Origin of the sequence: uncultured Caldilinea sp., assembly GCF_937128415.1 — a bacterium.
Classification (GTDB): Bacteria; Chloroflexota; Anaerolineae; order Caldilineales; family Caldilineaceae; genus Caldilinea.
The window spans coordinates 1-18,060 of sequence record NZ_CAKZMJ010000059.1 but is presented as its reverse complement, the minus strand read 5'-3'; the positions used below and the strand labels follow the sequence as shown (position 1 = coordinate 18,060).

At 63.6% G+C, this 18,060-nt stretch carries 17 protein-coding genes and 1 pseudogene; 13 read left to right on the top strand and 5 right to left on the bottom strand.

Going from position 1 to position 18,060, the window contains the following annotated elements; all coding sequences use genetic code 11:
* Positions 1 to 86: 86 nt before the first annotated feature.
* The 6 genes from Q0367_RS09375 (at position 87) to Q0367_RS09350 (ending at position 7,070) form a co-directional block, all read left to right on the top strand.
* Positions 87 to 1,958, top strand: a complete 1,872-nt coding sequence (locus Q0367_RS09375; protein ID WP_298981812.1) for an ATP-binding protein — start codon at positions 87 to 89, stop codon at positions 1,956 to 1,958.
* Positions 1,921 to 2,616 (top strand): response regulator transcription factor, encoded by a 696-nt coding sequence (locus tag Q0367_RS09370; protein ID WP_298981810.1) that lies wholly within the window; start codon positions 1,921 to 1,923, stop codon positions 2,614 to 2,616. Before Q0367_RS09375 ends, Q0367_RS09370 begins: the two co-directional genes overlap by 38 nt.
* Before the next feature lie 142 nt (positions 2,617 to 2,758).
* Positions 2,759 to 3,076: a hypothetical protein gene (locus Q0367_RS09365; protein WP_298981808.1), complete on the top strand. Its 318-nt coding sequence runs from the start codon at positions 2,759 to 2,761 to the stop codon at positions 3,074 to 3,076.
* A 4-nt stretch (positions 3,077 to 3,080) separates the two neighbouring features.
* A complete protein-coding gene (locus tag Q0367_RS09360; protein WP_298981806.1) occupies positions 3,081 to 6,524 on the top strand; it encodes a molybdopterin-dependent oxidoreductase in 3,444 nt (1,147 codons plus the stop codon).
* Positions 6,521 to 6,733: a hypothetical protein gene (locus tag Q0367_RS09355; protein WP_297633227.1), complete on the top strand. Its 213-nt coding sequence runs from the start codon at positions 6,521 to 6,523 to the stop codon at positions 6,731 to 6,733. Before Q0367_RS09360 ends, Q0367_RS09355 begins: the two co-directional genes overlap by 4 nt.
* Positions 6,720 to 7,070, top strand: a complete 351-nt coding sequence (locus tag Q0367_RS09350; RefSeq protein WP_298981803.1) for a hypothetical protein — start codon at positions 6,720 to 6,722, stop codon at positions 7,068 to 7,070. The genes Q0367_RS09355 and Q0367_RS09350 overlap by 14 nt, the downstream gene beginning before the upstream one ends.
* Here Q0367_RS09350 and Q0367_RS21085 read toward each other — a convergent pair.
* Positions 6,967 to 7,188 (bottom strand): type II toxin-antitoxin system HicA family toxin, encoded by a 222-nt coding sequence (locus tag Q0367_RS21085; protein ID WP_363325851.1) that lies wholly within the window; start codon positions 7,186 to 7,188, stop codon positions 6,967 to 6,969. The genes Q0367_RS09350 and Q0367_RS21085 overlap by 104 nt on opposite strands.
* Positions 7,181 to 7,453 carry a type II toxin-antitoxin system HicB family antitoxin gene (locus tag Q0367_RS09345; protein ID WP_298981801.1) on the bottom strand — a complete coding sequence of 91 codons (273 nt, stop codon included), beginning with the start codon at positions 7,451 to 7,453 and terminating at the stop codon, positions 7,181 to 7,183. Before Q0367_RS09345 ends, Q0367_RS21085 begins: the two co-directional genes overlap by 8 nt.
* A 206-nt stretch (positions 7,454 to 7,659) precedes the next feature.
* On the opposite strand from Q0367_RS09345, the gene Q0367_RS09340 reads away from it, so the two are divergent.
* The 4 genes from Q0367_RS09340 to Q0367_RS09325 all read left to right on the top strand — a co-directional run bounded on the left by Q0367_RS09340 (position 7,660) and on the right by Q0367_RS09325 (position 11,981).
* A complete protein-coding gene (locus tag Q0367_RS09340; protein ID WP_298981799.1) occupies positions 7,660 to 8,919 on the top strand; it encodes a 4Fe-4S dicluster domain-containing protein in 1,260 nt (419 codons plus the stop codon).
* 56 nt (positions 8,920 to 8,975) lie between these two features.
* Entirely contained in the window at positions 8,976 to 9,713 is a 738-nt protein-coding gene (locus tag Q0367_RS09335; protein WP_297633235.1) for a molecular chaperone, read from the top strand.
* A 29-nt stretch (positions 9,714 to 9,742) separates the two neighbouring features.
* Positions 9,743 to 10,804: an ethylbenzene dehydrogenase-related protein gene (locus Q0367_RS09330; RefSeq protein ID WP_298981796.1), complete on the top strand. Its 1,062-nt coding sequence runs from the start codon at positions 9,743 to 9,745 to the stop codon at positions 10,802 to 10,804.
* 118 nt (positions 10,805 to 10,922) lie between these two features.
* The gene (locus tag Q0367_RS09325; protein WP_298981794.1) at positions 10,923 to 11,981 is read left to right on the top strand and encodes a hypothetical protein; all 1,059 of its coding nucleotides are present in this window, start codon (positions 10,923 to 10,925) and stop codon (positions 11,979 to 11,981) included.
* On the opposite strand, the gene Q0367_RS09320 is transcribed toward Q0367_RS09325, so the two are convergent.
* Both Q0367_RS09320 and Q0367_RS09315 read right to left on the bottom strand, forming a co-directional pair.
* Positions 11,880 to 13,118, bottom strand: a complete 1,239-nt coding sequence (locus Q0367_RS09320) for an NAD(P)/FAD-dependent oxidoreductase (protein ID WP_298981792.1) — start codon at positions 13,116 to 13,118, stop codon at positions 11,880 to 11,882. The genes Q0367_RS09325 and Q0367_RS09320 overlap by 102 nt on opposite strands.
* Positions 13,111 to 13,482, bottom strand: coding sequence for a DUF488 domain-containing protein (locus Q0367_RS09315; RefSeq protein WP_298981789.1), 372 nt, complete (start codon positions 13,480 to 13,482; stop codon positions 13,111 to 13,113). The genes Q0367_RS09320 and Q0367_RS09315 overlap by 8 nt, the downstream gene beginning before the upstream one ends.
* 582 nt (positions 13,483 to 14,064) lie before the next feature.
* Here Q0367_RS09315 and Q0367_RS09310 point away from each other — a divergent pair.
* The 3 genes from Q0367_RS09310 (at position 14,065) to Q0367_RS09300 (ending at position 17,725) form a co-directional block, all read left to right on the top strand.
* The gene (locus tag Q0367_RS09310; protein ID WP_363325852.1) at positions 14,065 to 15,054 is read left to right on the top strand and encodes an ATP-binding cassette domain-containing protein; all 990 of its coding nucleotides are present in this window, start codon (positions 14,065 to 14,067) and stop codon (positions 15,052 to 15,054) included.
* A gap of 134 nt (positions 15,055 to 15,188) precedes the next feature.
* Entirely contained in the window at positions 15,189 to 16,478 is a 1,290-nt protein-coding gene (locus Q0367_RS09305) for an ABC transporter permease (protein WP_298981785.1), read from the top strand.
* Complete coding sequence (locus Q0367_RS09300; protein WP_297633256.1) at positions 16,475 to 17,725, top strand: ABC transporter permease; 1,251 nt, start codon at positions 16,475 to 16,477, stop codon at positions 17,723 to 17,725. Before Q0367_RS09305 ends, Q0367_RS09300 begins: the two co-directional genes overlap by 4 nt.
* 28 nt (positions 17,726 to 17,753) lie before the next feature.
* Here the strand turns inward: Q0367_RS09300 and Q0367_RS09295 are convergent.
* Positions 17,754 to 18,060 (bottom strand): annotated as a pseudogene (locus tag Q0367_RS09295) (hypothetical protein); the annotation flags it as partial.

Here is an 18,060-nt window from a genome sequence, read left to right as displayed (position 1 = left end):
GACCAGGTTCCGGTAAAAAGTAGCGAGCGATGTACAATAGATATATGAAGGTTCACTCGCTCCGTTTTCATTGGGGAGCGCTCTTGGTGGCTTTCCTACTGTTGGTGGTGGCGGCAGTGACGGTGACCTACGCCGTCGTCGCCAGCCAGCGCCACGACGCGCTGCTCATCAATCTGGCCGGACGACAACGCATGTTGTCGCAGCAGATGACGTGGCTGGCGCTGGCCGCGTCGGACGATGCGCTGCTCGCCGCCAACCGCCGGCGTTTCGCCGAAACGTTGAGGGCGCTGGAGCACGGCGGGAGTGTGCTCGACCCAAGCGGTCAACGCGTCGAACTGCCGCCGCCCGATGATCCGGCCGTGCGCGCAGCGTTGGCGGAGGTGCGAGAGGCCTGGCTGCGCTTCGACGCCGAGCTGGCGCGCGCCGCATCAGGCGAGGCGGACGCTTCGCTGGCGACTGCGTCGCTGGCGTTGCTGGATGCGCTGGACAGGGTCGTGGCGCAGTTGGCCGCTCAGGCGGAAGCAAAGGTGCACCGCTTGCAGATCATCCAGGCGAGCTTCCTGCTGGCGGCGTTGCTCTTGCTGGGGATTGGCTATCGGGTCGTCCAGCGCCGCGTGGTGAACCCGCTCGCTGCGCTGGGCGCGGCTGCGGCGCGCATGGCCGCCGGCGATCTGCAAACGCCGCCGCCCACTTTCGTCGAGGATGAGCTGCATCGCCTCTCTACGGCGTTCGACGCCCTGCGCGCCGAGGTGCTGGCAAGCCAACAACAACTGGAAGCGCGCGTCCGCCAGCGCACGCAGGAGCTGCTCACCGCCTTTGAGTTCAGCCAGGAGATTGCAGCGCAGTTGGAGCTGGAGCAACTGCTGCATTCGGTCACCGACCGGGCGCGGGCGCTGATGGCCGGCGACGCAGCCGCCCTCTGCCTGCTCGATCGCGACGCCGCTGTGTTGCAGTTGGCCGCCGGCAGCGGCGCCGGCGAAGCCAACCTTCAGCTGCGTCAACCGGTCAGCGCCGCGCTGCCCCGGCAGGTGATCGGCGAGGGGCGCACGGTGGTGACGGAAACCGCCTGCGCCAGCTGCGGCTTTCTGCGCAGCATGGCCGGCGGGCAGTGCATCGCCACGCCTTTACGCGCCGGCGAGGACACCTTGGGCGCCCTGTGCGTGGTGCGACCGGCGAAGATCGATTTTGAGCCAGAAGAGCAGGCGGCGCTTGCACTGCTGGCCAACGCAGCCGCAGTGGCGATCGTCAACGCCCGACTGGTGGAGCAGGGGCGCGCCCAGGCGCAACAGCGCGCCATCCAGAGCGAACGGGAACGACTGGCCGCCGAGCTGCATGACAACCTGGCGCAGACGCTCAGCTTTCTCAACCTCAAGGCCGATCAGTTGGAAAACGCCATCGTCAATGATGCAGAGAACGAAGCCGTGCAGCTTCTGGCTGAAATGCGCGGGGCGACGCTACGCGCCTACAGCCAGGTGCGCGCAGCGTTGGCCGGCCTGCAAGCCGGCCCCCGTGCGACGGCTGCTCTGGCGACTGACCTGCGCGCCTGCGTCGCCGAGATGCAGGCGCTGACCGGCCTGACCATCGAGCTGATTATCGAAGACGCCGAAGCGCTGGCGCTGACGCCGCTGGCCCACCAGCAGGCGCTGCACATCGTGCGCGAGGCGTTGACCAATGTCTGGCGTCACGCCCAGGTGCGCCAGGCAAGCGTGCGCGTGCAGCGCGTCGCCGACGCCGTGCGCCTGACCGTGCGCGATGAGGGCTGCGGCTTCGACCCGATGGCGGTGGAGGAAAGCGGACACCTGGGGCTGGCCATCATGCGGGCGCGCGCCGAACGCAGCGGCGGCGCGTTGGATGTTCACGCACAGCCCAATGCAGGAACGACCATCGTGGCGATCTTTCCGCTGCACAAGGAGCGATGCGATGAGCCGGTGGCGCTTATTGCTGGCCGACGACCATGAACTCTTTCGCGCCGGGTTGGCCGGGCTGATCAACAGCCAACCCGACCTGGAGGTGGTGGGCCAGGCCGGCGACGGCTTCGAGGCGCTCAAGCTGGCGCGCGAGCTGCGCCCTGCGCTCATCGTGATGGACATTTCCATGCCCATCTGCGACGGCCTGGAGGCGACCCGCCTCATCCGCGCCGCGCCCGAATTGGCGACGACGCCCATTCTCATGTTGACCGTGCACGAAGAAGATGAGAAGCTCTTCGAGGCGGTCAAAGCGGGCGCAAACGGTTACATGCTCAAGAGCAGCAACGCTGCGGAGTTTCTGCGTGGGGTGCGAGCCGCGCTCAACGGCGAGGCGATCCTGCCTCCTCGGCTGGCGGCGAGGCTGATGGGCGAATTTGCGCGGCTGGCCGCCCAGGTGGATGCAGGCGCCGTTGCCGCAGGAGGCGTCGCTGCAGAAGAGGAGCTGACATGGCGAGAGCGCGAGGTGTTGGAGTGGCTTGCGACCGGCGCCAGCGACAGCGAAATCGCCGAACGGCTGACGCTCAGCATCCACACCGTGAAGACGCACGTGCGCCACATCCTGGCCAAACTGCACGCCGTCAACCGCCGGGCGGCGGTCTCTGAGGCCAAACGCCGCGGCTGGCTTCCCTCCTCTTCCTCCACGAATTAATTCGTTTTGGGCGTCCCGCTTCCATATCTCCCTCTTTTTTCCCGCCCACCCTCATGGCTTGAGGGATGCACAGGTTGGTTCATGCTTCCTATACTGCCCATAGGCTCTTTTGAAAGTTCATCGGCGTCAGGGACAAGTGGCCATGTCCAAAGCGCTCATACTCGGCGATTCGCTCTTTGCGGAAGCGGTGGCTCGCCTGCTCGAACAGCATGGATTTGAAATTGCGACGGCGCTCACCGTGCAGGACGCCCTCCAACGCCTCGGCGAGAGCCCGCCGGACCTGGCGATCGTGATCGGAGAGACGCCCGACCTGTGCGCGCTGTTGCGCGTCCATCCCGATCTGCCCATCTTGCGCGCCAACCTGGACGCCGACGATCTGCGCCTGATCCGCAGTGAACGCATCAACGCTCGCGTGGAGGACTTGCTGTCCGCCATTCAGTCTCTTTCGATGAGGAGGTGAATTTATGCCGCGTTTGTCTCGTCGAAGTTTCCTCAAGCTTTCCGGCGGCGCTGCGCTGTCGCTCGCCTTCGTGGGAACGCCGCTGGAGTGGCAGGCGCTGCAGCCGGTGAACGTGGACAATCCGCTGTCTATGTATCCCAATCGCGACTGGGAGCGCGTTTACCAAGATCAATATCGCTACGATTCGTCCTTCACCTTCGTCTGTTCGCCCAACGACACCCACGCCTGTCGGCTGCGCGCGTTCGTGCGCAACGGCGTCATCCTGCGCTGCGAGACCAACTACGACGTGGAGCGCTACAGCGACCTCTACGGCAACAAGGCTACGGCTCACTGGCATCCGCGCGGCTGCAAGAAGGGTCAGACCTTCCACCGCCGCGTCTATGGCCCGCACCGGTTGAAAGGGCCGCTCATGCGCAAGGGGTGGAAGGAGTGGGCCGACGACGGCTTCCCCTTGCTGACGCCGGAGAACCAGGAGAAATACAAGTTCACCTCGCGCGGGACGGACGAACTGATGCCGGTGGACTGGGACACGGCCTATCGCTACATCGCCAAGGGCATGGTCGCCATCGCGCGGCGCTACTCCAGCGAAGAAGGCGTCGAGTTGCTGCGCCGGCAGGGCTATCCTGAGGAGATGATCGAGGCCATGGGCGGCGCCGGCGCGCGCACCTTCAAGTGTCGCGGGGGCATGGGCCTGTTGGGCGTCATCGGCAAATACGGTATGTACCGCTTCGCCAACGGCCTGGCCCTGCTCGACGCCCATGTTCGCGGGGTGGAGCCGAAGGAGGCCAAGGGCGGCCGCACCTGGTCCAACTACACCTGGCACGGCGACCAGGCGCCCGGCCATCCCTTCGTCACCGGCTTGCAGACCTCGGATGAGGACTTCAACGACCTGCGCAACTCGCGGCTGCACATCCAGTGCGGCAAGAACCTGGTCGAGAACAAGATGGCCGACTCCCACTTCTTCGTGGAGTGCATGGAGCGCGGGGCCAAGATCGTCACCATTACGCCGGAGTATTCGCCGCCCGCCACCAAGTCGGACTACTGGATCCCCATCCGCCCCGCCACGGACACCGCCCTCTTCCTGGGCGTCACCCGTTGGCTGATGGACAACGAGCGCTATGACGCCGATTTCGTCAAGCGCTTCACCGATTTCCCGTTGCTGGTGCGGCTGGACACGCTGAAGCGGCTGCGCGCTGATGAACTCTTCCCCGACCACCGGCCCGGCCTCGACCCGGAAGGGCCGAGCTTCAAGCTGCAGGGCCTCAAGCCGGAGCAGTACGAGCGGCTGGGCGATTACGTCGTGCGCGACGCGTCGGGCGAGTTCAGGGCCATCACGCGCGACGACGTGGGGGATGTGCTCACCCAGAAAGGCATCGAGCCGGTGCTGGACTGGAGCGGCACGGTCACCCTGGCCGACGGCAGCGAGGTGGAGGTGATGACCCTGTGGGCGATGCACCGGGAGCACCTGCAGGACTACGACCTGGACACGGTGGCGGAGATCACCAACGCGCCCAGGCATCTGATCGAGCAGCTCGCCGAGGACATCGCCACCATGAGCCCGGTGGCGCTGCACATCGGCGAGGGCATCAACCACTGGTTCCACGCCACCCTGGCCAACCGGGCGCAGTTCCTGCCCCTCATGCTCACGGGCAACATCGGCAAGCCGGGCGCCGGCTGCTACACCTGGGCAGGCAACTACAAGGCTGCGCTCTTCCAGGGCTCGCCGCAGACGGGGCCGGGCTTCAAGGGCTGGGTGGGCGAAGACCCCTTCCATCCCAACCTGGACCCCAACGCCCACGGCCGCGACATCGTGGCGCACAGCTACACCAAGGACGAGGAGCCGGCCTACTGGAACCACTCCGAGCGGCCGCTGATCGTGGACACGCCCAAGTACGGCCGCAAGGTCTTCACCGGCAAGACCCACATGCCCACGCCGACCAAGGTGCAGTTCTTCACCAATGTCAACCTGCTCAACAACGCCAAGCACCACTACGAGATGATCAAGAACGTCAACCCGAACGTCGAGCTGATCATCGCCGTGGACATCGAGATGAACTCGACGGTGGAGTACGCCGACTTCGCGCTGGCCGCCAACTCCTGGGCCGAGTTCGAGACCTACGAGATCACCGCCTCCTGCTCCAACCCCTTCCTGCAGATCTGGAAGGGCGGGATTCCACCCCTCTACAACACGCGCGACGACGCCCGCATCCTGGCCGAGGTCTCGGCGGCGCTGGCCGACGAGATCGGCGAGCCGCGGCTGCGGGACTACTGGAAGTTCGCGCTGGAGGGCCGGCCGGAGGTCTACATCCAGCGCCTGCTGGACTCCTCGCTGACCACCAGCGGCTATCGCTTCGAGGACATCGTCGCCGGCAAGTACGGCGAACCGGGCGCGGCGCTGATGCTCTTCCGCACTTACCCGCGCATCCCCTTCTGGGAGCAGGTGCACGACTCCGTGCCCTTCTACACCGACACGGGCCGGCTCAACAGCTACTGCGACATCCCGGAGGCCATCGAGTACGGCGAGAACATCATCAGCCACCGCGAGGGGCCGGAGGCGACGCCTTACCTGCCCAACGTCATCGTGACGCGCAGCCGTTTCGTGCGTCCGGAGGATTACGGCATTCCGCCCGACCACATGGGCTGGGAGGAGCGCACGGTGCGCAACATCGCCATGCCCTGGGAGCAGGTCAAGGAGACCAAAAACCCGCTGTGGGAGCAGGGCTATCACTTCTACTGCCTGACGCCCAAAACGCGGCATCGCGTGCACTCTTCATGGAGCACGGTGGATTGGACCATCATCCTGGACTCGAACTTCGGCGACCCGTATCGCGCCGACAAGCGGCTGCCCGGGCCGGGCGATCATCAGCTGCACATGAACCCGCAGGCGGCCAAGGACCTGGGCATCGAGGATGGCGACTACGTGTATGTGGACGCCAACCCCGCCGATCGGCCCTACATTGGCTGGAAGCCGGACGATCCTTTCTACAAGGTGGCGCGGTTGATGCTGCGGGTCAAGTACAACCCGGCCTATCCCTACCACATCGTCATGCTCAAACATGGCCCTTTCATGGCCACGGAGAAATCGGTCAAGGCGCATGAGACGCGGCCCGATGGCCTGGCTCGCTCCGAGGGCACGGGCTACATGGCCAACCTGCGCTACGGCTCGCAGCAGTCGGTGACGCGCGACTGGTCTATGCCCATGCACCAGACCGACACGCTCTTCCACAAGCAGAAGACGGGCATGCAGTTCATCTTCGGCGGCGAGGCGGACAACCATGCGCTCAACACCGTGCCCAAAGAGACGCTGGTGCGCATCGTCAAAGCCGAGGACGGCGGCCTGGACGGCAAGGGGCCGTGGGAGCCGACCAAGACCGGCTACACCCCGGCGCATGAGAACGAGTTCATGCTCCGCTATCTGGCGGGCGAAACGATTGAGGTGACCGCATGACCGACGCAAGCCTGAACGCCTGCATCAACTGTGGCCGCAACGAAGCGGAGATTCCGTTGACTTCGTGGCGGCTGGCGGGAGAGATTTTCTGGATCTGCCCGGACTGTCTGCCCTTTCTGATCCATCGGCGCAGCGAAATCATGCCGAGATGGAGACTGGCGGGGTGGAAGATTCAGCAGAATGAGGGAGAAAGCCATGCCGAAAGATGAATTTGTCGCCGAAGACCCGATGGCGCTGGTGGGGGTGGTGCTGCCCGGCGAACCCGGAATGCTGGAAGCCATGGCGGAGGCTATCGTCGAGGAGTACGTGCGACTGGGCTGGGACGAGCCGCGGCTTTTCGCCCTCTTCGTCAATCCCCTGTTCATGGCCACCCATCGTATCCACCGCCAGAAGGGAGATGCCTACGTGCGGGAGCTGATCCGGCGGGTGCAGGCCCGGTGGGTTATTCCAGAAGGTCGAGCAGCTCCTCCACCGTCATCTGCGCCTGACGCAGAATGGATCGTAGAACCGTTGGTGAAAGGTCCCGGTTGTGCATGGGCACTGTGACGGCCAGGTTTCCTCGCTTCAAGCGCAGATGGCTCCCTCGTTGGCGCATCTCGATAAAGCCGGCGCGCTTCAGCGCCCGCACAACCTGCGCTGGCCTGAGAGCAGGCGACTTAGGCATAGGCGCGTACAGCGACGTCTACCTTGAAACGAAAAGTCTCCACCACAGTCTCCGGCGCTGCGAAGCGCGGATCATCCTCTTTAGGAACCGGCCGCAGATAGGGAAGCCCGTCTTCAATAGCCCCCTCGATGTGCAAGGTCGCAGCTTCCAGCAGGTTGGCTTTTGCCTCTTCAGGCGTTTCGCCCATCGAGGCCACGTCCAGCTCGGGGCAAAGCGAGCTGTAGCCCTCTTCTTCCTGGAGCAGAATGCCTGTGAATGTCAACATGGGGTCTCTCGCTCCTGTCTACGTTTCTGGAGCAAAACTTCAACCAGAAGTAGGCCGTACTTTTTGTGCAGTTCCGCCGGGATTACGATCCAACCCTTGGAAGATGTGATGAGTGTGGTCATGTTCTACTCCGAACGCAATGAAGAATACATTGCCGATCGCAAGTATAACAGAAGTTCTTTTTAGATCAATCATAGGAGGCATCCATGCCCGATGTCTACAACTGGCAAATCGGCCGCACCATGACCTACCCCTACCCGGAAGCCCATCCCCGGCAGCAGTTCGCAGCCGTCTTCAACATCAACCGCTGCATCGGCTGTCAGACCTGCACCGGCGCGTGCAAGGCGACCTGGACTTTCTCGCGCGGGCAGGAGTACATGTGGTGGAACAACGTGGAGACGAAACCTTACGGCAGCTATCCCCAACATTGGGATGTCAAAGCGCTCAAACTGCTCGATGAGGCCCATCAGGCCGCCGGCGTCAAGCCGAATTGGGATCGCACCCAGGCCAATGAGAAGGCGCCCTACGGCGTCTACAACGGCCTGACCCTGACCGAGGCCGCCGGCCCCAATGAGGTGGTGCTGGGCTATCTGCCCGCCGACGCCGAGTGGCGCTCGCCGAATTTTTACGAAGACACCTCCACTGCTTATAGGGGCGGCCCCTTCGGCCTCAGCCCCGACGGCGCCACGCTGCCCGAACACCAGGCCTGGTTCTTTTACCTGATGCGCATCTGCAACCATTGCACCTATCCGGCGTGTCTGGCCGCCTGCCCGCGCAAGGCCATCTACAAGCGGGAGGAGGACGGCATCGTGCTCATCGACCAGGAGCGCTGCCGCGGCTATCGCAAGTGCGTGGAGGCATGCCCCTACAAAAAGGCGATGTACCGCGGGACGACCCAGGTCAGCGAGAAGTGCGTAGGCTGCTATCCGCGCGTCGAAGGCGCCGACCCCCTCAGCGACGGCGTGCCGATGGAGGCGCGGTGCATGGCCGTCTGCCCGGGCAAAATTCGCCTCAACGGCCTGGTGGAGATCGCCGAGGACGGCTCGTGGGTGGAGGCGCCCCAGCATCCGCTCTATTACTTGGTGCGCATCGCCCAGGTGGCGCTGCCGCTCTACCCGCAGTTCGGCACCGAACCTAACATCTACTACATCCCGCCCCGCTGGGCGCCGCGACCCTACTTGCGCCAGATGTTCGGCCCGGGCGTAGATCAGGCCATCGAACGCTACATCGCCCCCTCGCGCGAGCTGCTCGCCGTCCTGCAGCTCTTCCGCACCACGCAGAAGATGATCTTTCGCTTCGAGATCGAGGAGGGGGCGCTGGTGCGCGAGGTCGAGGTCAACGGCAAGATGTGGCAGATGTACGACGACACGGTGATCGGCTTCGACGCCCAAGGCCGCGAGGTCGTGCGTCTGAGCGTGGTGGAGCCGCTGCACGAGCGTCCGCTGGAGCGGCTGAATTCCATCTGAAAAAGCCGGTGAGGGATGCGGAGCCGGTTTTTTGGGCAAAAGGAGCGCCGATCAACATGGACAAGATTGAATCCCTTGCGACGCAGAGCGGCGTGGATGGTGCGTTGCAGAGGCGCGCCGAGCAGGCCGTCTATCGCGCGCAGGTCTACGCCTTTCTCTCCGTGGTGCACCTGTATCCATCCGAGAATTGGAGCGAAGATCTGCCGCTGGCGGCAGCCGCCGTTGCCCGCGTGGAGGGCGCGCCGCCGTGGCCCGAAGTGCAGCCCATGACGCAGGAGGCGTTGCAGATGGCCTATCTTCGCGCCTTCGGCGCGGCGGGCTCCCTCTGTTACGAGACCGAATACGGCCTGCCCCACGAATATCGCCAGGCGCAGGAGCTGGCGGACATCGCCGGTTTTTACCGCGCCTTCGGCTTCACCCTCGGGGGGGCGGTGCGTGAACGCCCTGACCATCTGGCCGTCGAATTGGAGTTCATGCACGTGCTGGCGCTCAAGGAGGCGCACGCGCTGTTAACCGGCGTCGCCGAACAGGCGGAGCTGTGCATCGACGCCCAGGCCAAATTTCTGGGCGACCATCTGGGCGTATGGATTGAACTTTTCGCACAGAGTCTGGCGCTCAACACGCGTGAGGCGCCCTACCTGCCGCTGGCCCGCTTTACGGTCGAGTGGGTGCGGGCAGACGCTGCGCGACTCGGCGTGCAGCTCGCTTCGCGCAACCGCAAGGAGGTGAACCACACCCCCTTCGACCCGGATTTCTCCTGTGCGGCCTGCCCGATGGTCGATCTGTTGCGTTGATCTCCCCATCCTCTGGAAAGGAGCGCACCATGTTCAAGCGGAATTTTGTCATTGCCACCTTGATCCTACTCGCCTCGTTGGCGACGATTCTGCTCAACGCGCCGCTCGTCAGCTCGCAAGGGTTGACGATCACCGCCGCCGCCGTGGAAGGCGCGCTGCCGCTCGAAGCGCCCGATTCCGAGCTGTGGCGCCTGGCGACCGCCGTGGAAGTGCCGCTCAGCGCCCAGATGATCGCCAGACCCATCCTTCCGGAGACGAACGCCAAAGCCATCACCGTGCGCGCCCTTCACAACGGCGAGGAGATCGCTTTTCTGCTGGAGTGGGCGGACGCCACGCGCAACGACGCCACGGTGCGCGTCGAGGACTTTCGCGACGCCGTTGCGCTGCAATTCCCCTTGATCGATGGCCAGCCGTTCTATTGCATGGGGCAACAGGGGGGCGACGTTAACATCTGGCACTGGAAGGCCGATTGGCAAGCCGCCTTGATTGCGCGTCGAACTTTGCAGGACGTCTATCCCAACATTCATGTGGATATGTATCCATTCGTCGACGAAACCGAAAATCTCTATCTCGCCGCCTATGCCGACGTCGATTTCTTGCCTGCGGAAGCGGTGGGCAACCTGCTCGCGCTGCCGGTGCACACCACGCCGGTGGAGGACATGGTGGCGGGAGGCTTTGGCAGCCTGACCAGCCAGCCGCCGGAAGGGCAGAATGTGCAGGGTTACGGCGAATGGCGCGACGGCCTCTGGCGCGTGATTCTCAGCCGCAGCTTGCGCTCGACGGAAGCGGAAGACGTCTCCTTTGCGCCGGAAAAGCTCTACTCGGTGGCCTTCGCAGCGTGGGACGGCGCCAACCGGGAGCGCAACGGCGCTAAATCGACGTCGCAGTGGGTCTCCTTGCAACTTGGCGCTGCGCCGGCTCCCGCCGCGGCTCCTGCGGCCGGCGCTGCAGCGCCCTCGCCTGCCCGCACTGCAGCGGTGACGCCCAGCGGAATCGGCCCGTTGTTCTGGGGCTTCATCGGCTTGCTCGTCGTGCTGTGGGCGCTGATTGCGCTGACGTTGCTCTACTTCCGGGATGAAGGAAAGTCCTGATAGACAAACCCAAGAGAGTCGGCGTAGGCTTTCCTGGAAGCTTCAGAGCTTTCAGGAAGGGGAAAATTGTGCAAATGTTGAGCGACTTCTCGGCGAAATGGATGAAAGGGTTTGAAAGATGGTTGCCCTGCGAACGCTGTTTTTGCGCCCGCCGCGCCTGACGCATCGCCTCGCCACGGAAGGGGCGCGCAGCGTCTTTCCTACGTTGCTCGTTCTCCTGGTTGCGTCGGCCATGGTGGATTGGTTGGTGACGCGCACCCTCACTCGGCTGGCCATTTTCATCCCCAAGACGCCGGCCATGATCGTCGGCTATCAGATCATCAACGATTTGGGGCAGGCCGGCTCTGCGGTGGCGGCGTTCACGGCGCTCTGGTGCATCGGTTGCATCGTTTTACTGGAATGGAAAAGAAGGAAAGGGTTCGGACTTGCGGCGCCTCTGGCTGCGCTGGCGTTGCTTGTTCTCTTCAAGCCTCTTGCGCCGACGTCGGGCTGGCTGGTTGCGTATCACGTCCTGACCTTGGTTGTCCTGTTGGTGCTGGCATGGCGTGGAGCCGGGCTCGCCGCCGGCTGGACGAACCGGCTGGCGAGGTTCCTCCCGGCGCTGGCGATGCTCGTTGTGGCGCTGTATCAGGCCGGCCCTGCGCTCTACGCCTGGCAGGGCTGGTCCGGTCCGCCGGGTTGGGGCTTGTCCCTTTTCCGCCTGGGTGAAGTGCTGGTGCTGCTCGGCGCCGTTGTCCTGTGGTGGAGCGAAGGGCGCAGCGCCGACCGCAAAAGCTGGGTTGCGACCATCCCGCCGACCCTCTTCTTTGCGACGGCCTATCTCTTCGCTCCGGCCATGACCGCCACCCTCGTCATCTGGTCGCACGGGTTGACCCTCTCTTTGCCGTGGCCATTCTATGCAGCGGCGCTTTGGCTCTACAGCGTCGCCATCGCCTGGAGCTGGCGCAACGGACGGCGCAGCGTCGCCGGGGCCTTGTTGCTGCTGCTGGCGGCCGGCTACGCGCCGCAGCTAAGCAGCCAGTTCTGGTTCGGCGTCATTGCGCTCTGGCTGTTGACGGAGGAGATCGGCTTTCAATCAAGGAAGAATCAGGCGGACGGTTCGCTCGAAGAAGAAGTAGTCCCACGCCCAGTTGAGCATAACCAACAGGCGGTTGCGAAATCCCACCAGATTGAATAGATGGACGCTCAACCAGAGAATCCAAGCCGGAAAGCCGGTGAACTCCAGGTTTCGCAACTGCACTACCGCCGCGTTGCGGCCAATGGTGACCATAGCGCCTTGATCGCGGTAGCGGAAAGGTAAAGGTTGCTGACCCCATAGCTGGCGCAAGACATTCTGCGCTGCGAATCTCCCTTGCTGAATCGCAACAGGCGCCACCATCGGCAAGGGAGAGCCGTCTTGCTCTACGTAAGCCAGATCGCCAATGACATAGACCTCTGGATGATTGGGCGTCTGAAGCGTGGGAAGCACCGCAACCCGCCCCGATCTGGCTGTTGGCAGTCCCCAGTGCGCCGCTGGCGAGATCCCTTGCACGCCGGCCGTCCAAACGACCGTTTCGGCGTCGATGTGCGTCCCATCTTTGAGCGTCACGGTGTTCTCTGTAACGCGAGTCACCGGCGCACGCAAGAGCACCTCCACCCCCATGCGCCTCAGACGCTCCGCCGCATAGGTCTGAAGGCGAGGAGGGAATCCCGGCAACAGCGCGTCCATCGCCTCCACCAACACGACGCGGCCTGGGGAAGAACGCAGGGAAGGGAAATCCCGACGCAGCGGCCCTTTCATGAGTTCGGCCAGTGCGCCGGCAAACTCGACGCCGGTCGGCCCACCGCCTACAATGACAAAAGTCAAGGTTTGTCTGCGGCGTTCTGGGTTTGGCTCCAAACTCGCCTTTTCGTAATTCAGGAGCACCCGGTTGCGCACTGCAATGGCATCGGCCATGGATTTCAACGGCAATGCGTGAGTTTCTGCTCCAGGCGTCCCAAAGAAATGAGGCGCGCTGCCTGCGGCTAAGATCAAAAAGTCGTAGGAAATTGCGCCCGCGGAAGTTTCGAGGCGACGGCTGTTCAGATCCACCTGACGCACTTCCGCCAGAGCAAAGCTTACATTCGGCATGCGACGCAGGATGCTGCGCACGGGATACGCGATCGCCTCCGGCTCCAGTTCCGCCGCCGCCACCTGATAGAGGAGAGGCAGGAAAGTGTGATAGTTGTTGCGGTCGAGCAACAACACCTGCACCGGCGTGTGAGCCAGCGCGCGAGCCGCCCACAGCCCGCCGAACCCTGCGCCTACGATCGCGACGCGAGGCGCTTCAGGCATCGTTGCGCCTCCGTTCGGCCAAAGCGTTCTCCAGGTATCGCTTCAAGGCGACGGCGTTGTTGTGGAGAGAGTCTCTGGCGGCATAGACGAGGGTGACGTCCCCCTGCTGCGCCGCCTCCATCAACGGCTGCCAGGCCTGGGGCTTGGCGTCGAGTTCGGCGAAATAGCGCGTCTGGAACTCATCCCATTTGGCCGGGTCATGGCCAAACCAGCGACGCAATGCATCGCTCGGCGCTGTCTCGGGCAGCCACCCGTCCAGCCTCAACGCTTCTCGTTTGATCCCACGTGGCCACAGGCGATCGACCAGATAGCGTCTACCGTCCTCGGGCTGCGCCGGCTCATAGGCGCGCTTGATGTAGATCATCTCCGTCTCACCTCTCCCGCACCCGCTCCTTCTCCAGGTCGAAATCCCAGTAGCCGGGGCCTTCCTGGAAAAAGGCAGCGTTGAGCTCAATGTCTGCCTCAAACTCCGGTTTAATTATACACGCATGTTACGCAGAAGATGCTCGCTCTTTTGGAGCAACCGGACGTCTCCAACCGCTCGCTTTTGTCCTCTGCCCTTTGCTTCCCTTCCGTTGATTGGTTTGGCGGCTGGCTGCTTAGAACATCACCACAAAGGCGCGAAGACACCAAGAAACGCGAGAACTTGGAGTTTTTCCTCCCTTTTGAGCGTCCTTTGTGCCTTTGTGGTTGTCCTCCGCTGAGCTCTTGCAGCACTTTCGGCGGTTGAAGTGAGGGAATGAGGAATTCGCAAGCGCTGACATCGAGTGAGTTGCCGCCAGACTGCGCAGCGTGAGTTCCGTGCCTCTTGTTCAGGTTGCAAGTTAGGAGCTTTGGATTCGACAAGAATGACATGTGTCACTGGCCTTCCCGCCGCCCACGTGCTACGATGCCAACGGATAGGCCAGCCATGAACAGCGCAGGGAGGCAATCGATGCCCGCCTCGATTCTGGAAGCTCACAATCTCGTCAAGAAATACGGCGACCTCGTCGCCGTCAACGACGTCAGTTTCACCATCGAAGAAGGCGAAATCTTCGGTTTGCTCGGCCCCAACGGCGCAGGCAAGAGCACCACGATCTCCATGCTCTCCGGCCTGCTGCCTCCCACCAACGGCAATGCAATCATCGCCGGTCTCGACGTCGTGCGGGAGACCGCCAAGGTCAAGCAGATGATCGGCGTGGCGCCGCAGGAGCTGGCGCTCTATCCGACGCTCACCGGGCGCGAGAATGTGCGCTTCTTCGGAGAACTCTATGGGCTGCGGGGCGGAGCGTTGAGCGAGCGCGTCGACGAGGTGCTCGGCTACGTTGGCATGTTGGAGCGCGCCAACGACCGCGTGCAAACCTACTCCGGCGGCATGAAGCGGCGCATCAACCTGGCGGCGGCGCTGGTCAACCACCCGCGCTTGCTTTTCCTGGACGAGCCGACCGTCGGCGTCGACCCCCAGAGCCGCAACCACATCTTCGAGAGCGTGGAGCGTCTTAATCGCGAGCAGGGCGTGAGCATCCTTTACACCACCCACTATATGGAGGAGGCCGAGCGCCTCTGCCATCGGGTGGGGATTATTGACCGCGGTCGGCTGATTGCACTCGATACGCCCAGGCGACTGATCGAATCGCTTGGCGGCGGCGTCATTCAGCTCGGCTTGCCGACCGCCGATGAAAGTGTGCGCAGCGCCGTCGCCGCCCTGCCTGCAGTGCGCGCAGCCTCGTTCCTCACGCCGGAAGGCGCCAGCCTTCCCGAAGCCGACCGGACTTCTGCAACCGGTGGACAGCGCAAGGCGATCTTGAAAATCGAGGCTGTCCACAGCAACGAGGCGCTTCTCCAGGTGCTGCATTATTGCAACGAAGCCAAGCTGCAAATTCTCTCGCTTGACCTGCTCGAGCCGAACCTGGAGACAGTCTTTTTGAATTTGACAGGAAAGAGCTTAAGAGATTGAGAGGCTGAGAGGTGGAGAAGCGGGGATGAGGGTGGTTGGGGGATAGGAAGGCAGCGAGGCAAGGGTTCGATTTCCTCATCATCCTTACAGCCTCACTGTCTATCAGCTTCATGCTTTCCTCATGGATGATAACCATGCGAATTCTGTCCATTTTACGCAAAGACTTGCTGATCCTTTTGCGCGACCGCGGGGAGATGGCCTCGCTCTTCTTGATGCCGCTGGCCTTCATTGTTCCCATTGCGCTGGTCTTTCCGCCGGACGGTTACAACCTTAACGCCGACCGTAAACCTGCGTTGCCCGTAGCCGTGTATGACATTGTGGATGGTGCAGTGGGCGCGCAGGCGCAGGAGCTGCTCGATCTGCTGGCGCAGAGCTACGCGCTGGAGCAAGATACGCCGACCGATGAAGCTGCACAGCTTGGCCCTGCTGTGCAGGCGGCCTGTGCAAGGCCCGGCCCCGCCTGCGACGAGGCGGCGGGCCGCGAGAAGGTGCTGCGCAACTGGCGCACCGTCGCCCTGATCGTGCCGGAAGGCTTCAGCGCAGCCATCGCAGCAGGCGAGCGCATCTCGGTGACGCTGCTCTACAACCCGGCGCGCAACCCGGTCGAACGGCAACTGGCCGAAGGCGTGCTCACCGGCGCGACGATGCGCCTCTCCATTGAACACCAGTTGATCAACGGATTGCGACAATTCGGCGACCTCATCGAGCTGGCGCCGGAGGAGGTGCGGCGAAACATCGACCGCAGCGCCGAATTCGAGGCGACGCCTGTGGACTGGTCGCCTGCGCTCAGCGTGGTTTCCGTGCAACCAACCGCCGCGCGCATCTCGGTCACCCCGAACACGCTGCAGCAGACGGTGCCCGGTTACACGGTCATGTTTGTCTACTTCATGATCGGCGCAGTGGCCGCCTCGCTCAAGCTGGAGCGCAACACCGGCGCGCTGCGACGCCTGATGACGACGCCCGTCGGTCGCGGCGAGTTGCTGGCGGGCAAGGTGCTTTCGGCGCTGCTGGTCGGCGTGCTGCAGATCGGCGTCCTGTTCGCCATTGGGGCGCTCTTCTTCGGCATGACGCTGGGCAATGCGCCCGGCGCGTTGGCGCTCTTGACGGTGGCGGTGGCGCTGTCCGCCGTCTGCCTGGGGCTGGCGGCTGCGGCCTACAACTTCGAACGGGGATTGACGCTCATTCTGATCGTGGCGGCGCTGCTGGCGGGCTGCATGTTCCCGGCGGACTGGCTGCCGCCCGTGTTGCGCACGATCAATGTGGCGCTGCCTCAAACCTGGGCCATGCAGGGGTTTCAGGATTTGATCACGCGTGGCATGGGGCTGTCGGAAGTGCTTCCCGAGATGGCCGCACTGCTCGGCTTCGCCCTCCTTGCCTTTGCAGCGGCGGTGCGCAAGTTCAACGACGAGGAGTGGAAGCGGTGAACGCACTTCAGCAAATCTGGACCGTGATGCGCAAAGAGATCAAGGTGGCGGCGGAGTTCAGGGGGCAGTGGCTGAACGTCTTTTTAACCCCGCTCGCTTTCATTGCGGTGATGGGCGTCACCTTCGGCGACGGAGGAGCGCCCACGGCGGCGGTCTATCTGGTCAACGAGGACGAAGGGCGGCTGGGCCGCCAGATCGTCAGCGCATTGCGCAACGAGCCAACGCTTGACCTGGAGATTCTGCCCAGCCGCAGCGAGGCTGATCGTCTGGTCGGCGAAGGCAGACGTATGGCCGCCATCGTGATCCCGTCCGGACTGAGCGAGGCGGTGCTGACGGAACAGGGCGGCGCAATCGAGGTGATCGTCGATCCGGCGCGAGCGCAGAGCGCCGGCGTTGTGCTTGGCCAGGTGCAGGCGGCGACTGCGCCCATGCTGATCGACGCCGAGGTGGAGCGCGGGGTGCGCACGGCCTTTAACACTGCGCCGGAAACCTTCGGCTTCGAGGCGGCGGACCTGGAGGCGCTCGGGGTCGACCTGGAGACGGTGGAGCGCTTTTTGACCGCCGCCATCCGGGGCGTGGTCTCCAGCCAGGTGCAGGACGCCATCGACGATCCACTGGTGCGCATCGAGCTGAAGCCCGCCTCGGATGCGGCTCCTCGCCAGGCGCCGACCATCTTCGACTATCTGACGCCGGGCTACAGCGTCTTCTTCGCCTTCTTTCTGATGGGGTTGATGGCGGAGATCATCTATGAAGAGCGAGTGGGCGGTGCGCTGCGTCGCATTTTCACCCTACCGGTTGGAAAAGCGTCCTTTCTGCTGGGCAAAATGCTGCCCTATGCGCTGATCGCCATGCTCCAGATTGTAGTGGTCTTCGGCGTCAGCTCGCTGCTCTTCAATTTTGACCTGGGCGATGCGCCGCTGGCTTTTACCTTGCTCGTCGTCGCCACCGGCCTGGCGGTGGGCGGGCTGAGCATTCTCGTCGCCGTGCTCATCCGCTCCGAAGGGCAGGCCAACAGCATTCCCTCCTTGCTGGCGGTCGTCATGGCTGCGGTCAGCGGCGCTCTCTTTCCAAGCATTCAGCTTCCGGCTCTGGCCCAGCTCACGCCCCACTACTGGGCGATCCAGGGGTTTCTGTCCATCACGGCGCTCGGTGGAGGGCTGACGGACGTCGCCCTCCACTTATGCGTGCTGCTCGCCGTTGCCGTGACCACGTTCGCAGTGGCCGTGTGGCGGTTTCAGCCAACATGATCACGCAGGCAATCACGGTTCCAGTGATTCAGTTTGACTTTTGCAGGAGCGGCAAGAACAGTCTCATCAAGCCGCCCTCTGGAGCCCTCGGATCTGTGCCGCTCTGGTATTCCTGCAAATTGCTTCGACCATCTTGATCTGGATCCTCATCCGCGTCGGAGGGGTTGGTCGGGTTCAGGCCGTTGGCCACCTCCCAGCCGTCCGGCATGCCGTCGCCGTCGCTGTCGGCGGCGTTGGGATTTGTGCCGAGCTGATATTCCTGCAGGTTGCTCAGGCCGTCGCCGTCCGCATCGCCGCTGGCGTCGGAGGGGTTGGTCGGGTTCAGGCCGTTGGCC

What these genes read in the sequence shown, in the direction of transcription:
- Q0367_RS09370 (WP_298981810.1), top strand. Translation starts at nt 1,921, where the DNA reads ATGAGCCGGTGGCGCTTATTGCTGGCCGACGACCATGAACTCTTTCGC.
- Q0367_RS09365 (WP_298981808.1), top strand. Translation starts at nt 2,759, where the DNA reads ATGTCCAAAGCGCTCATACTCGGCGATTCGCTCTTTGCGGAAGCGGTG.
- Q0367_RS09360 (WP_298981806.1), top strand. Translation starts at nt 3,081, where the DNA reads ATGCCGCGTTTGTCTCGTCGAAGTTTCCTCAAGCTTTCCGGCGGCGCT.
- Q0367_RS09355 (WP_297633227.1), top strand. Translation starts at nt 6,521, where the DNA reads ATGACCGACGCAAGCCTGAACGCCTGCATCAACTGTGGCCGCAACGAA.
- Q0367_RS09350 (WP_298981803.1), top strand. Translation starts at nt 6,720, where the DNA reads ATGCCGAAAGATGAATTTGTCGCCGAAGACCCGATGGCGCTGGTGGGG.
- Q0367_RS21085 (WP_363325851.1), bottom strand. Translation starts at nt 7,188, where the DNA reads ATGCCTAAGTCGCCTGCTCTCAGGCCAGCGCAGGTTGTGCGGGCGCTG.
- Q0367_RS09345 (WP_298981801.1), bottom strand. Translation starts at nt 7,453, where the DNA reads ATGTTGACATTCACAGGCATTCTGCTCCAGGAAGAAGAGGGCTACAGC.
- Q0367_RS09340 (WP_298981799.1), top strand. Translation starts at nt 7,660, where the DNA reads ATGCCCGATGTCTACAACTGGCAAATCGGCCGCACCATGACCTACCCC.
- Q0367_RS09335 (WP_297633235.1), top strand. Translation starts at nt 8,976, where the DNA reads ATGGACAAGATTGAATCCCTTGCGACGCAGAGCGGCGTGGATGGTGCG.
- Q0367_RS09330 (WP_298981796.1), top strand. Translation starts at nt 9,743, where the DNA reads ATGTTCAAGCGGAATTTTGTCATTGCCACCTTGATCCTACTCGCCTCG.
- Q0367_RS09325 (WP_298981794.1), top strand. Translation starts at nt 10,923, where the DNA reads ATGGTTGCCCTGCGAACGCTGTTTTTGCGCCCGCCGCGCCTGACGCAT.
- Q0367_RS09320 (WP_298981792.1), bottom strand. Translation starts at nt 13,118, where the DNA reads ATGCCTGAAGCGCCTCGCGTCGCGATCGTAGGCGCAGGGTTCGGCGGG.
- Q0367_RS09315 (WP_298981789.1), bottom strand. Translation starts at nt 13,482, where the DNA reads ATGATCTACATCAAGCGCGCCTATGAGCCGGCGCAGCCCGAGGACGGT.
- Q0367_RS09305 (WP_298981785.1), top strand. Translation starts at nt 15,189, where the DNA reads ATGCGAATTCTGTCCATTTTACGCAAAGACTTGCTGATCCTTTTGCGC.